This window comes from Paenarthrobacter sp. YAF11_1 (assembly GCF_052113445.1).
In the GTDB taxonomy this organism is placed as follows: domain Bacteria; phylum Actinomycetota; class Actinomycetes; order Actinomycetales; family Micrococcaceae; genus Arthrobacter.
This window is the reverse complement of sequence record NZ_JBFRDF010000004.1, coordinates 356,648-369,455: the sequence shown is the minus strand read 5'-3', so window position 1 is coordinate 369,455 and position 12,808 is coordinate 356,648. Positions and strand designations below refer to the sequence as shown.

General features: G+C 62.0%; 13 protein-coding genes. 9 read left to right on the top strand and 4 right to left on the bottom strand.

From position 1 onward, the window contains the following. Nucleotides 1–178: 178 nt before the first annotated feature. Nucleotides 179–1,069 (bottom strand): hypothetical protein, encoded by an 891-nt coding sequence (locus AB4Y77_RS09310; protein ID WP_442013710.1) that lies wholly within the window; start codon nucleotides 1,067–1,069, stop codon nucleotides 179–181. 296 nt (nucleotides 1,070–1,365) lie between these two features. After that, entirely contained in the window at nucleotides 1,366–2,100 is a 735-nt protein-coding gene (locus tag AB4Y77_RS09305) for an NUDIX hydrolase (RefSeq protein WP_442013709.1), read from the bottom strand. 104 nt (nucleotides 2,101–2,204) lie between these two features. On the opposite strand from AB4Y77_RS09305, the gene AB4Y77_RS09300 reads away from it, so the two are divergent. The 8 genes from AB4Y77_RS09300 to AB4Y77_RS09265 all read left to right on the top strand — a co-directional run bounded on the left by AB4Y77_RS09300 (nucleotide 2,205) and on the right by AB4Y77_RS09265 (nucleotide 11,319). Next, nucleotides 2,205–3,221 (top strand): SPFH domain-containing protein, encoded by a 1,017-nt coding sequence (locus AB4Y77_RS09300; RefSeq protein ID WP_442013708.1) that lies wholly within the window; start codon nucleotides 2,205–2,207, stop codon nucleotides 3,219–3,221. A gap of 9 nt (nucleotides 3,222–3,230) precedes the next feature. Next, nucleotides 3,231–4,133 carry a hypothetical protein gene (locus tag AB4Y77_RS09295; RefSeq protein ID WP_442013707.1) on the top strand — a complete coding sequence of 301 codons (903 nt, stop codon included), beginning with the start codon at nucleotides 3,231–3,233 and terminating at the stop codon, nucleotides 4,131–4,133. Nucleotides 4,134–4,183: 50 nt separating this feature from the next. Beyond that, nucleotides 4,184–5,092, top strand: coding sequence for a LysR family transcriptional regulator (locus AB4Y77_RS09290; RefSeq protein WP_442013706.1), 909 nt, complete (start codon nucleotides 4,184–4,186; stop codon nucleotides 5,090–5,092). Between the two features lie 133 nt (nucleotides 5,093–5,225). Further along, nucleotides 5,226–6,323, top strand: a complete 1,098-nt coding sequence (locus tag AB4Y77_RS09285) for a tartrate dehydrogenase (protein WP_442013705.1) — start codon at nucleotides 5,226–5,228, stop codon at nucleotides 6,321–6,323. 94 nt (nucleotides 6,324–6,417) lie between these two features. Beyond that, a complete protein-coding gene (gene dctA, locus AB4Y77_RS09280) occupies nucleotides 6,418–7,896 on the top strand; it encodes a C4-dicarboxylate transporter DctA (protein ID WP_442013704.1) in 1,479 nt (492 codons plus the stop codon). Between the two features lies 1 nt (nucleotide 7,897). Then, nucleotides 7,898–9,037 carry a glycerate kinase gene (locus AB4Y77_RS09275; RefSeq protein WP_442013703.1) on the top strand — a complete coding sequence of 380 codons (1,140 nt, stop codon included), beginning with the start codon at nucleotides 7,898–7,900 and terminating at the stop codon, nucleotides 9,035–9,037. 99 nt (nucleotides 9,038–9,136) lie between these two features. Continuing rightward, a complete protein-coding gene (locus tag AB4Y77_RS09270) occupies nucleotides 9,137–10,225 on the top strand; it encodes a type I restriction endonuclease (RefSeq protein ID WP_442013702.1) in 1,089 nt (362 codons plus the stop codon). Between the two features lie 146 nt (nucleotides 10,226–10,371). Further along, the gene (locus AB4Y77_RS09265) at nucleotides 10,372–11,319 is read left to right on the top strand and encodes a hypothetical protein (protein ID WP_442013701.1); all 948 of its coding nucleotides are present in this window, start codon (nucleotides 10,372–10,374) and stop codon (nucleotides 11,317–11,319) included. Here the strand turns inward: AB4Y77_RS09265 and AB4Y77_RS09260 are convergent. Then, nucleotides 11,316–11,819, bottom strand: coding sequence for a GNAT family N-acetyltransferase (locus AB4Y77_RS09260; RefSeq protein ID WP_442013700.1), 504 nt, complete (start codon nucleotides 11,817–11,819; stop codon nucleotides 11,316–11,318). The two genes, AB4Y77_RS09265 and AB4Y77_RS09260, sit on opposite strands and share 4 nt — an antisense overlap. A 17-nt stretch (nucleotides 11,820–11,836) precedes the next feature. Beyond that, on the bottom strand, nucleotides 11,837–12,226 hold the full coding sequence (locus AB4Y77_RS09255; RefSeq protein ID WP_442013699.1) for a hypothetical protein: 390 nt from the start codon (nucleotides 12,224–12,226) through the stop codon (nucleotides 11,837–11,839). 135 nt (nucleotides 12,227–12,361) lie between these two features. Here AB4Y77_RS09255 and AB4Y77_RS09250 point away from each other — a divergent pair, with 135 nt between their 5' ends. Then, on the top strand, nucleotides 12,362–12,760 hold the full coding sequence (locus AB4Y77_RS09250) for a hypothetical protein (RefSeq protein ID WP_442013698.1): 399 nt from the start codon (nucleotides 12,362–12,364) through the stop codon (nucleotides 12,758–12,760). Nucleotides 12,761–12,808 lie beyond the last annotated feature (48 nt).

The following is a 12,808-nucleotide window of genomic DNA, read 5'->3' as shown; positions in this document are numbered from 1 at the left end:
TAAACGCCTGCCGGGGTCCACTCGTAAGCAACACCGCGCTGAGAACCGCAATGACTAAAAGCGGATTCGTGGAAAACGACTGCCACGCACAGCAGCAGTCCCCTCTCGGGGGTTCTAGTTAGCCAAGGGGAGGCTGGCCATGACATGGCCGTCCTCCCCTCTTCTTTCGGCCCCTTCTCTAGGTTGCGGTGTTAGTTGGGCGCGGCGGGGCGTAGGGTCCGTGTTTGATGGACCATATGTAGCAGCTGGTAAACAGGGCGGCCGCCACGACTGGGAGCAGGAAAAGTGCCAGTTCGCTGCCTCGAAGCAGGAGCGCGACGTTGAACGCCACGATGGCTAGGAGAAGTGGAAAAGGCGCGGCCAGGACACCGCTCCTGATGGCGTCCTTTTGGAATTGGCCATACAGCACACCCGCAGCCAGAAAGCCGATCACCAGTGCCCCGCCGAGGACAAAAACCAGCGGCACGGGGGCCAGCCCGACGGTTAAGGCCACCGCGGCCAGAAGGCCACTAACGGTTAGCCAGTACTTTGATTTGGTCGACATCGTTGCTTCCTCTCGGTTCATTTGGCAGCCCCGGTTGAAATCGATAATGGCTCCACCGACAGCAAACCCGGCCGCGCACGCGAACGCCGCTACCGGGAACGGTGCGAAAGCACCGCAGGTGGTGACGTTCACAGCGAACCAAGCCCAGAACGCTGCCCATGCGGAGGGGCAACGCGGCAAGGAACCCAGATCACGAGTCTGGACCAGAGGCTGCTCGTGGACGATCATCTCCGTGCTGTACCACCCGTTTTTGATGGTCTTGACCTTGAACTCGATCGCGCCGGCTTCAATCAGGCCAGTGAACCCGCGTAGCGGCTGGGTAGGCATAGATGCTGCAAGTCCGGAGATCTGCTCGTTCACGTCAAGGCCCTTGAAGCTCTTCAAGTAGGCAAGCGTTTTGGGCGAGGCCCTGATCAAGTTCACGCGTTCAGCGAAGGCTGCCGGGTCAGCGGCCTCAGCGGCCTGTATCGTGGCGCGACCTTGTTGTTTCTGGGCCGCTGTTGGTGTTGGTGAGACCGTGGTCATGCTCTTGGTATTCTCGTCGACCTGCTTAACCACCGGGGCGCCCAGGAAGGCCAAGATCCGCGTCCGCGTCCAGATCGATACCTTGCAGGCGGATAAGGCAAACGTCGCCCGGGGATCGCGTAGTTGCCCAGAGGTGCTCACCGAAGGCGTCCCGAACCACGTCCCAAGCCGTGACCAGACCAGCTCCTCCGGACCGGACCGGTTGAGGGTACCCCAGCAGCTGTAGCATCGGCCTTCCGCTTTGGTGGGTATCTATCTGAGTACCTCGTAAAGATCTGCTCTCAGTGCCAGCCACTTTAATCCCTCGGTCGCATCAGCGGCGGGTTCAGCACCGCGCGGGTGGGTTGGCCCGCCGTCGGACGCGCTTCGGGGGCGAGCCTGAAGAGCGCGGCCGGCCTCCCGGCGTCGCCCGCTGTCATTCGCCCGGTGTCCTCAAGGAAGCCGGGTGTCCCGGTCGCTTTTCGGTGGAAGTTCCGCGGGTCCAGGCGGGTCCCCCACACTGCCTCATAGACGGCGCGAAGCTGGGCGATAGTGAATTCGTCGCCACAGAAGGCAACACCCAACGGCGAGTATTCCAGTTTCGACTTGGCCCGCTCCAAGGCGTCGTCGAGGATGCGCGCATGGTCGAAGGCCAGCTCAAGCGTCCCATCCAGGACCTCCCGCACCGGGTACCAGGCAGCCTGTTCGGCGTCGCTTCCCGCCGACAGCACAGGAAAGTCGGGCGCGAGCAGCAGGTGCGCGACGGTCAGGACGTCGCCGCGGGGGTCGCGCCCCTTGGGGCCATAACTCCCCAGTTGCTCCAGATGCCCGGGAAGATGCTCGACGCCGGTCTCCTCCGCCATCTCCCGTCCCGCCGCTTCGAGCAGGTCCTCGCCCGCCAGAACGAAGCCACCCGGGAGGGCCAGCTTTCCTTGATAGGGCTCGATGAGTCGGGTAATGAGCAGGACATTCAGCTCACCGTTGCGCACAGTAAGGGCGACGACGTCGACCGTCACCGGGAAGCGATCGGGGGCGAAAGGGGACGCAGGCATGTATCAAGCATAGGAAGTTATCGTCATGTTGACAATAAAGCAGAGCACGCCCTAGTGTGTAGTTATCGTCAGGTTGACGACAATAAAGTGAAAGCGAGAATCTCATGGCCATCATCAAGCGCTACCCCTGGATCAGCCACTTCCTTGGCAGCCCCACTGGCTACGTCGTCCACCTGCAAAAAGGCGCCGTCAAGCACCAAGGAGTGGGCCAAGCCTTCTTCTTCCGCCCCGCGAACTCTGTGCTGAGCGAGGTTCCTGTGGACGACCAGGAACTGCCTACCCTCTTCCACGCCATCACCCGCGACCACCAAGACGTCAGCGTTCAGGCCAACGTGACGTACCGCTTCATCGATCCCGTCGCTGTCTCCACCCGCCTGGACTTCGGACTGCAAACCGCGGGCAAGGCGCCGGCCACCGGGCGCGAGCAGGTCTCCACGATCATCGGCCAGCTATGCCAGAGTCACGCGATCGACCAGATCGCCACCACCACACTCGCCGAGGCACTCGAACGCGGGGTCAGCCAACTCCGATTGGTCCTCACGGAGGCCCTGCGGGCAGATGCCAGGCTGCAATCCACCGGCATCGAAATCCTCGGCGTCCAGGTGCTGGCAATCCGCCCCGAGGCCGACGTCGAACGCGCCCTGCAGACTCCCGTTCGTGAGCAACTCCAAGCCGAAGCGGACCGCGCTGTGTACGAGAGGCGGGCAGTCGCCGTCGAGCGTGAACGCACTATCTCCGAGAACGAGATGGCCAGCCAAATCGAACTGGCCGTAAGGCGCGAGAACCTGGTGGCCCAAGAAGGCACGAACGCCCGCCGCACGGCAGAAGAGAAGGCCGCCGCGGGCTTGATTGAGGCTCAGGGATCCGCTGAACGGCAAGGCATTGGCGCAGCGGCCGAGGCCAACCAGATTCGTCTGGTGGGCGAGGCAACCGCAGCCCGCGAGGCCGCCACCATGGAGGTCTACCGCAATATGGAACAGGCCACGCTTTTGGCACTGGCCTTGAAGGACGCTGCCGGAAGCCTGCCGAACATCGGGAACCTCACCATCACTCCGGACCTGCTCAGCGGAGCGCTTGCCGGGCTGTTCAAGGAACCCGCCACCACTGAACTCACTAAGTAAGGACCCATCATGGCCACCCCGCGCATCGTCATCGTCCACCGGCGGACCGAACTCCAGGAACTCCTGGACCGGCATGCCACCCGCGGCCAGGCCGAGTTCTTCCTCAGCACCCGTGGCCGCAGCATCCAGGACGTGCAGGTCCGGCACGATCACCTCACCGCAGCCCTGGCAACCATCCGCGCTGCCGTGCCGTCCGATTGGCGGCAGGCCGAAGTGGAACGCGCAGACCTCAGCCGGTTCCTGCTCACGGCCGAGGACATCATCGCCGTAGTGGGGCAGGACGGGCTGGTGGCGAACGTCGCCAAATACCTGAACGGCCAGCCGGTCATCGGCATCGACCCGGAGCCCGGCGCCAATCCCGGAGTCCTGGTCCGCCATACTCCGACCGCGGCCGCTGCTCTCCTGGCCACCGGCGACGTTGGGCGGCTGCGCTGCCAGGACCTCACCACCGTGACGGCAACGCTCGACGACGGGCAGCAGCTTTCGGCGCTCAACGAAGTTTTCATTGGGCACGCCTCGCACCAGTCGGCAAAGTACACCGTGACGGCGCCCAGTTTCACCCAGCCCGGCGGGCAACCCGAACGGCAATCGTCGTCGGGCCTTATCGTTTCCACGGGCACCGGCGCCACCGGCTGGTGCGCCTCGATCGCCCTGGAACGCGGTGGTCGGGCACTCCCGGCTCCCACCGATCCGCGGCTCGCGTGGTTCGTCCGCGAAGCATGGCCCTCCCCCGTCACGGGCGCCTCACTGACCGAAGGCGTCCTGGAAGCCGGCGAAGTGCTGCGGATTACCGTGGCGTCGGATCAACTGGTGGTCTTCGGCGACGGCATGGAAGATGACCGGCTGACGGCGACGTGGGGACAGGAGATCACGGTGCAGCTGGGGCAGCGGCCGCTGCGGCTGGTTGTTTGATAGGCATAAACTATCGATGCCCCCACAATTCCCCAAAGGAACCTCAGGTCATGGACACGCGCAAGCTCAAGTACTTCCTCGCCGTCGTCGATCATGACGGGTTCAACCGGGCGGCAGAACATCTGCTCATCGCTCAGCCATCGCTGTCCCAAACCATAGCCAGCCTCGAGAAGGAACTTGGCGTTCCGCTCTTCCACCGCATTGGCAGGCGCGCAGTTCTTAGCGAGGCGGGCAAGGAACTGGTGGGGCCGGCCCGGCTTGTGATGCGGGACCTGGACGCAGCCCAGTCCGCCGTTCAATCCCTGCGCGGGATCCGCAGCGGAAAACTGGACATTATCACCATGCCCTCCCCCGGGATCGAGCCCCTAACGTCAATGATTGCGTCCTTCACGCACCTGCACCCGTCGGTTCGGCTGAACGTCGGCGCCGCCTTCACACCGGAGGAAGTCATTGAATCTGTCCGGAGCGGCAGCCACGAGGTAGGACTCGCCGGCTCGTCCACACCCATCAAAGTGCCGGGCGTCGAGGTCCTGGAGCTTGAGCGGCAACCGCTCATCTTGATCGTCAACCCGCACGCGGACACTTTCGCGGAAGCCCAACCAGCCATCCAGCGCGAAGAACTGGGCGGTCACCGGCTCATCGCGAGCCAGCGGGGATCGCTGATGCGCTGGCTCGTGGACGACGCGTTGGCCCATGGCGTGGAGGTGGAGATCGTCGTCGAAGTTGCCCATCGGACCTCCATCTTGCCGCTGGTCCTGGCCGGTGTCGGGCATGCGGTGATGCCGTCGTCGTGGGCACCTACCGCGCACAAGGCCGGGCTTCGCACCTTGTTGCTGGAGCCCGTGAACTACCTGGACGTTGCGGTCCTTAGCCGGAAGGAAAACCTTACGCCGGCCGCGAAGGCGTTTCTGCAGGTCGCCGCCGCACACACCGCCAGCGGAACCACGCCAAGGGATTGATAGGCAGCACCTATCAGCCCTATCGAAACTAAGTCTTGGACGCCGACCACCCCTCCGCCGTGTAATTGAAGAGGAAGAACAGTGTGACCCGGCTAACAGGCTCACTGCTAACACACTCAACGAGGAGGTAGGCATGAGCGCCACCCAGAAATTCAACATCGCATCGATTCCGGCAGACGGTGTGGGCAAGGAAGTTGTTGCTGCCGGCCGTCGCGTTCTGGAAGCCCTGGCTGAGAACTCAAACGGCAAGTTTGCTTTCGAATGGACCGAGTTCCCGTGGGGGTGCGGCTACTACGAGAAAACGGGCCAGATGATGGACCCCAAGGGCTTGGAGGCCCTGAAGGACTTCGACGCCATCTACTTCGGAGCCGTCGGCTGGGAGAACGTCCCGGACCACATCAGCCTCTGGGGCCTGCGCCTGAACATCACGCAGAACTTTGACCAGTGGGCCAATATCCGCCCGGTGAAGTTCCTCCCCGGCGTCCAGTCGCCGCTCCGCAAGGCCGACAACACCGAGCTCGACTGGATCGTTGTCCGCGAAAACAGTGAAGGCGAATACGCCGGATTGGGCGGACGCAACCTGAGCGGCCGCGGGCCCGGCAACGAAGTCGCCCTTCAGACGGCACTCTTCACGGAAAAGGGCTGCGAGCGCATTATGCGTTTCGCGTTCGACCTCGCCCGGACCCGGACGGTGAAGAAGGTTTCGTCGGTCACCAAGTCCAACGCCCAGCAATACGGAATGGTCCTGTGGGACGAAGTCTTCAACCGCGTGGCTCTGGACTACCCGGACGTGCAGACCGAAAGCGTGTTGGTTGACGCCATGAGCGCCAAGTTCATCCTCAAACCCGAAGACCTGTCCGTTGTAGTCGCATCCAACCTGAACGCCGATATCCTCTCCGACCTTGGATCCGCCCTGGCTGGCAGTCTGGGCCTGGCCGCCAGCGCCAATCTGAACCCGGAGCGCCGTTTCCCGTCCATGTTCGAGCCGGTCCACGGATCCGCACCGGACATCGCCGGACAGGGCATCAGCAACCCCATTGGTGCCATCGCCAGCGCCGCGCTCATGCTGGACCACTTCGGCCTGCACGAAGAGGCACGCCGCGTGGAGGCAGCAATCGAAGCAGCCACCGGCGCCGGTCACCTTACCCGCGACGTCGGCGGGGACGCCACCACCGATGACGTCACCGAGGCCATCATCAAGGCACTGGTCACCACTCTCGCAACCGTCTAAACGCGGACTCAACGTTCGACGGCGGCCAGCCCGCCGCCGTCGAACGTTCCCTTCAGTTTTCCCTCCAGAGACATTCCACAACGAGGTAGGAATCATGGATCACAGCAGCACCGCCGGCGCAGCCGCTTCAGGCAACAAGGCGCCAACAAAGACCCGCTGGTACAAGCAGTTGTACTTCTGGGTACTGACCGCCATCGTCGTCGGCATACTGGTGGGATGGCTCGCCCCTGCAGCCGGTATCGCCATGGAACCCATCGGCACAACATTCGTTGATGCGATGAAGATGCTCATCGGACCCATAGTGTTCCTGACCATCGTGGGTGGCATCGCCAGCGTCGCCGACCTGAAGAAGGTGGGCATGACCGGCCTGAAGGCCCTGACGTACTTCCAGATCGGCACCATCTGCGCGATGCTTTTCGGCCTCGTAGCCATCAACATCTTCCGGCTTGGTGATGGCGTCAACGCCGATGCGAGCACCATCGAGACTTCAGACTCGGCAGCCAAACTGATCGACGCTGGCCAGCACCAGGAATGGTGGCAGTTCCTCACGCACATCATTCCGGAGAGCATGATTTCGCCCTTCGTTGAGGGCAATATCCTTCAGATCATCTTCATCGCGGTGATTTTCGGCATCGCCCTGAACGCCATGGGCAAGGTGGGTGCCCCTGTGTTGGACGGCGTCCAGCGGCTGACCAGCGTGATGTTCAAGATCCTGGGCTTCATCATGAAGGCCGCCCCACTGGGTGCGTTCGGTGCCATGGCGTACGCGGTGGGCAAATATGGTGTCTCGTCGCTGACCAGCATGGGCGGACTGATCGCCCTGTTCTACGTCACCTCGATCCTGTTCGTGGTCATTGTGCTCGGCTCCGTCATGGCGTTCCTGAAGCTAAACATCTTCACCATGATCCGCCACCTCAAAGAGGAGTACATGCTCATTCTGGGCACCTCCACCGCCGAGCCCGCCCTCCCCGGCCTGATGCGGAAGTTGGAGCACGCCGGCGTCAAGAAGGAAACCGTTGGCCTGGTTGTCCCCACTGGATACAGCTTCAACCTGGACGGCGCCGCGATCTACCTTTCCCTCGCTGCCCTCTACATCGCACAGGCCACCAACACGGACCTCACCATCGGCCAGCAACTGGGACTCCTCGCAGTCATGCTCCTGACCTCCAAAGGCGCGGCAGGCGTCGCAGGTGGCGGGTTCATCGCGCTCACCGCAACACTGACCACCTTGGGCACCATCCCCGCAGCCGGCATCATGCTCATCTTCGGCATCGACAAGTTCATGTCCGAGTGCCGCGCCCTGGTGAACTTCACGGGCAACGCCGTCGCGACGCTCTTCATTGCCTGGTGGGACCGCACACTCGACGCTGACCGCGCCCGCCGCGTCTTCCGGGGCGAAACGGTGGAGCCAATGCCCGCCGAGGACCCCGTACACGCTGACGAAGTCACTGACATCGACGACGACCTGATCGAATACGGGCACCACGGCCCCAAACACCCGACGCCGCAGGACAGCGCCCCAATCAAGCCCGCCTCATCCGACCGCCGTCCTGCCTACTCGGAGACCGTCTGACATGAACAGCAGCGTTCTCATTGCTCCCGACAAATTCAAAGGCAGCCTCACCGCCGCCGAAGTTGCGGACGCCTTGGCTGACGGACTGCGCTCGGCCGGATCGAATGGCAACGGGACGGTCCGCTGCGAGATCCTTCCACTCGCAGACGGAGGTGACGGCAGCGTTGATGCCGCCGTCGCCTCCGGCTTCGGCCGGCATACCTGCACCGTGGCCGGCCCCACCGGCCAGCCTGTGGACGCGACGATAGCCTTCGACGGCGTCACGGCAGTTGTGGAGGTGGCAAACACGTGCGGGCTGGCCGCCCTGCCCGGTTCTGTATTGGAACCCTTGGATTCCTCAAGCCGAGGTTTCGGCGAAGCGGTCCTGTCTGCGTTGACACTTGGTCCAGCCCGAGTGGTGCTGGCATTGGGCGGCAGCTCCAGCACCGATGGCGGCATGGGAATGCTCACCGCCCTTGGCCTGCGGTTCCTCGACTCTGCCGGCCTTTCCCTGGATGGCACGGGCCGCTCACTGCCCTTGGTTCACTCGGTGACCGGCTCTTTGGTATCCCAGCTGGAAGGCGTCGAACTCATACTCGCCAGCGACGTCCACAACCCGCTGTTCGGCCCCACTGGTGCGGCCGCCGTTTTCGGCCCCCAGAAAGGGGCCACTCCTGCCGACGTTTCAACGCTCGACGCCGGACTGGCCCGCTTTGCTTCAATACTTACCGAAGCGGGGCTCGCTGTAAGGGGTCTCTCCAACGCCCCGGGCGCGGGTAGCGCCGGTGGAATCGGATTCGCCTGCCTGCTGCTGGGAGCCTTTCCAGTCTCCGGAGCCGACTACTTCCTTGATCTCCTGGACTTCGATGCCCGCAAGGACTCCTGCGACATCGTTATCACTGGCGAGGGCAGCATCGACGAGCAGACGCTGGCCGGTAAGCTGCCGGCCGCCGTCGCCCGCCGTTCCGGCTCCCGGCCCATCATCGCCGTCGCAGGTCGCTCGCTGCTGGCGCGTGAACAGTGGGCAGAGATGTCCTTGACGTCGATCTATGCGTTGACGGACTACACGGACGAGGACACCTCGAGGGATGCTGTGCTCTCCGCAGAGTTGCTGCGGCGGATAGGACGGGCGATCGGGGATGCGGTGCTGGGGGACGGATAATCAGGAGGCTCGATCACCGCCACCCCCGTGTTGCCCGGTTTTGTTGGGGTCCTCCGCTAATGTTTGGCTCACTTGTCAAATTGAGACCATGGGGGTCAAATGGAATTTGCAGAGCGCCTGTCAGCATTGGCGGCCAAAGTACGCCAGCAGCGCGGTGTTATCGAGACAGAAGAGGCTACGAAGAACGCATTCGTCATGCCTTTCATCTCCTCGATCCTGGGCTACGACGTCTTCAATCCCCTGGAAGTAGTCCCCGAGTTCACAGCAGATGTGGGCGTCAAAAAAGGTGAAAAAGTCGACTATGCCATCGTCAAAGATGGCGAAGTTCAAATTCTCATTGAGTGCAAGAAATCGATTGAGCCGGTGAAGATCGAGCACGCGTCACAGCTGTTCCGCTATTTTGCGGTTACCAATGCACGGATTGCCATCCTCACTAATGGCGAGATCTACCAGTTCTTCACCGATCTCGATGCTCCAAACCGGATGGATGCCAAGCCGTTCCTTGTCTTGGACCTAAACGATATCGATGAGTCCCTCCTCCCCGAACTCCAGAAGCTCTCAAAGGACGTCTTCGATCTGGAGTCGATTATCAGCGCGGCGGGCGAACTGAAATACATCGGGGAGCTAAAAAGGACGCTGGCAGCACAGTTTCGCGAACCTGAAGACGAATGGGTCAAGTTCCTCACATCCCGCGTCTACACGGGCCCTTATACGCAGCGTGTTCGCGAGCAGTTCACGGCATTGGTCAGCAAAGCAACAAAACAGTTCCTGAACGACCAAGTTAACGAGCGGCTCAAGAAGGCACTTGGCGCTCAGGCCTACTCGCCGAATGACGACATCGCAGCTGCAGCCGTCTCGAGTCAGCCCGTGGCCGCGGCAGATCTCGCAGATGCAGACGCCTTGGAGACCACCCTTGAAGAAATTGAGGGTTATCAGATTGTCCGCGCGATCGTTTGCAGCGAAGTGAAGCCGACTCGCGTAGTCCAGCGCGACGCGAAGTCGTACTTTGCAGTTCTCCTGGACGATAACAACAGGAAGCCGATCGCCCGCCTCCATTTCAACCGAACACAAAAGTACGTCGGCCTGTTCGATGCAAACAAGGAGGAGACTCGCGTTCCCATTAGTTCACTCGACGAGATCTATGAGCACGCCGAAGTTCTCCGGGCAAGCGTAAAGAGCTACCTCTGATTTGTGTCCAAGAGGTTGCTGACCACGTCTGTTCTTTGTGGCGAGTCTTTGTGGCGAGAACGTTTAGTCCACTCGGTGTAGTATTGGCGGTTGGCCCTCCGCCTACAGGCTCGGGCACTCCATGTCAGACTCAAACGAGGAGCCTCGTGAGCCACCCCGAGCACACTGTGCGTCACTCCGTCCCGTCCGCGAAACCATCCAGTACTTCCGGCCGGGACGCTCTGTGGGGGTGGCTGATCGGACTCCTCGCTGGCGTTGTTGGCCTGGCCCCATGGTGGATCACCGGAGCCACCCTGCCGCTGCAAAATTTGTGGGCAACTCGGGTCATGCCAGCTCAGATGCCGACAACCCTGCTGCCTCTGAGCCAATATGAGGCGACCACCATCCTGGCGCTCCTCACAGTTGGTGGGGCTGTTGCAGGGCTGGCAGTTCGCATCTGGTCACCCGCCCGCCGTCGACTCGTTACGTGGTCCGCCGTATCCGGAGTCCTCGTGGTGCACCTCGCCGCCACCATCCAGTCGTTCGCGGTACTTAGGGAAGGGCTCTTGCCCGGAAGCCTCTCCGGGCTCTACTTCGGAGGTCTTCTGGCCGGCGTCATCGGTTGCGTGCTTGCAGCGCTGGTCGCGTTGTTGCTTATCGCTTCGTCTTCAACCGTGAAGGCCACCATCGGATTCGGGCTCATGGCCATACCGGTCACGTCGTGGGCCGTGGTGTGGGTGGTGAACGTTGTGGGATTCCTTAACGTTCCCACTGCTGTACCCACTGTTGCGCGATGGGTCCCTGCCGTCCTGGTGGGTTGCGCTCTGGCGTGGTGCGGACTCCGGCCAACCCGCCGAGCTATTGCCTGGGTGGTCAACCTCGTACTCCTTTGGCTGCTTCCGGCGCTCTTCACCGCCGTCCAATCCGTCCTTGGCACCCGTGTACTGGCAGGAGATATCCCGGCGATGCTCTCGATGGGACGCAATGTCTTCGGGCGGGCCCTCGGTCCCGACGGAGCAGCGCTGCCCACGATTTTGCTGGCCCTGGTCTTAGGACTGACGGGTGTCGGCGCCCGATTCGTTATTGCTCGTCGGAACTCCCTGGCAGCGGGCTAGTTCGTCTGAGAGGTGCGGACCATCCGGAGGTCCGTTACGCCGTCTTCGACCTTTACCGCTCCGTCGGCAATAAATCCGTTCTTCCGGTAGAAGGCTTGGGCTCGCGGATTAGGGTCGGCCACCCACAGCACAGCAGGTGCGGAAGGTCTGATCACTGCGTTGAGAAGCGCCGCGCCTACGCCCGAGCCGTGGAACGAGGCATAGGCGTATAGGACGTACAACTCCTGCCGCTCTTCTGGAAGATGAGATGAGGGACCTGACATGGCAATGCCGATCAACCTGTCGTCATGCAAAGCGACGGCAACGTTGTTCTTTTCATAGCGAGGATCAGTCATCGCTGCGGTCCAGAATTTCTCCCGCCACTCCAGGAGGCCGGGATCGTCCAGCTCGGAGTCGCTCATCACGCCCCGGTATGTTTCGCGCCAGGTATCCACATGCACTCTCGCCATGCCGGGGGCATCCGCTGGCTCGGCACGACGGACCTCAAAGTTGATTGCCATCGTTCAACGGTACCTACTCAGCGGTTCGGTACCACCACCACCTGAACGTCGTCCTCGTAGAGGACACGCCCCGGGTCTGATGAACGAACTTCCTCCCATTTCACGCCGTAGCGATCCAATAGGTCCACATACCCGGGGATCCTTTTCAGCAGATGCGCAGCACTGGTTTTGAACCACGCTTGGGCGTGCGGGTTGATGGTGCGGTCATAAACGGTGGGATCAGCGAGGTTGGGATCGGGATAGGCGGCGTCGTACCAAGCATTCGCAGTCTGCCACCATCGGTGGTCCTCGTCGCATAGCTTTCCGGTCTTCGCCAAGCCGTTGGCCAGGCCAAATATCCCGACGCAAATCCCCCGCGTATTCACTTCTGTTGACTGGTACCTAACGAATTCAAGGGCGGCGCCCATTAACTTACTTCCCTCGTGACGTTCCAGGAAACGTATACCCAGACTGAATACCGAGCCTATAGGCCCTGCGAGATTGATTGCTGGTACCCGGTGTACCGTTGCGTCGACGTAGTGGTTCCAGCCAGAGAGGCTTCCATGACAGCAAAGATTGAAGAGATCATCAGGCACGTTCTGCGGGATGTGAGGTCCAGCGGGCTTGCGGAACCACGGATCGAAGATACCGCTTGGAACGAGGACCCGCAGGCACTCTCGGCGATGATTTACAGCGTCCGCGATTCATCAGGACAAGGCGTGTGGGTCAGGCGCGACCTACCACCGGCCGAGAAGCTGGTGTCAGTAGCGGACCAGGTCCAGGAATGGGTAATCGAAGAAAACGGCCCCACCTACAGCAATTGGCCCCAGTGTCCTTGGCATCCCAACAATCACCCCATGGCTGCTCAACTGGTCGGCGACCAAGGCGTTTGGGCCTGCCCCGTTCTCCGAACCCCCGCAGCCATTATCGGTGAACTCAGTGAAAAGGGAGCCGATGGATAGGCTCACCCGAGCCCCGCCTTACCCCCAAACCCACCCGATTTACAACCG

Excerpts from the sequence above, each read along its gene's own strand:
- AB4Y77_RS09310 (WP_442013710.1), bottom strand. The coding sequence starts at position 1,069 with ATGACCACGGTCTCACCAACACCAACAGCGGCCCAGAAACAACAAGGT.
- AB4Y77_RS09305 (WP_442013709.1), bottom strand. The coding sequence starts at position 2,100 with ATGCCTGCGTCCCCTTTCGCCCCCGATCGCTTCCCGGTGACGGTCGAC.
- AB4Y77_RS09300 (WP_442013708.1), top strand. The coding sequence starts at position 2,205 with ATGGCCATCATCAAGCGCTACCCCTGGATCAGCCACTTCCTTGGCAGC.
- AB4Y77_RS09295 (WP_442013707.1), top strand. The coding sequence starts at position 3,231 with ATGGCCACCCCGCGCATCGTCATCGTCCACCGGCGGACCGAACTCCAG.
- AB4Y77_RS09290 (WP_442013706.1), top strand. The coding sequence starts at position 4,184 with ATGGACACGCGCAAGCTCAAGTACTTCCTCGCCGTCGTCGATCATGAC.
- AB4Y77_RS09285 (WP_442013705.1), top strand. The coding sequence starts at position 5,226 with ATGAGCGCCACCCAGAAATTCAACATCGCATCGATTCCGGCAGACGGT.
- dctA (WP_442013704.1), top strand. The coding sequence starts at position 6,418 with ATGGATCACAGCAGCACCGCCGGCGCAGCCGCTTCAGGCAACAAGGCG.
- AB4Y77_RS09275 (WP_442013703.1), top strand. The coding sequence starts at position 7,898 with ATGAACAGCAGCGTTCTCATTGCTCCCGACAAATTCAAAGGCAGCCTC.
- AB4Y77_RS09270 (WP_442013702.1), top strand. The coding sequence starts at position 9,137 with ATGGAATTTGCAGAGCGCCTGTCAGCATTGGCGGCCAAAGTACGCCAG.
- AB4Y77_RS09260 (WP_442013700.1), bottom strand. The coding sequence starts at position 11,819 with ATGGCAATCAACTTTGAGGTCCGTCGTGCCGAGCCAGCGGATGCCCCC.
- AB4Y77_RS09255 (WP_442013699.1), bottom strand. The coding sequence starts at position 12,226 with ATGGGCGCCGCCCTTGAATTCGTTAGGTACCAGTCAACAGAAGTGAAT.
- AB4Y77_RS09250 (WP_442013698.1), top strand. The coding sequence starts at position 12,362 with ATGACAGCAAAGATTGAAGAGATCATCAGGCACGTTCTGCGGGATGTG.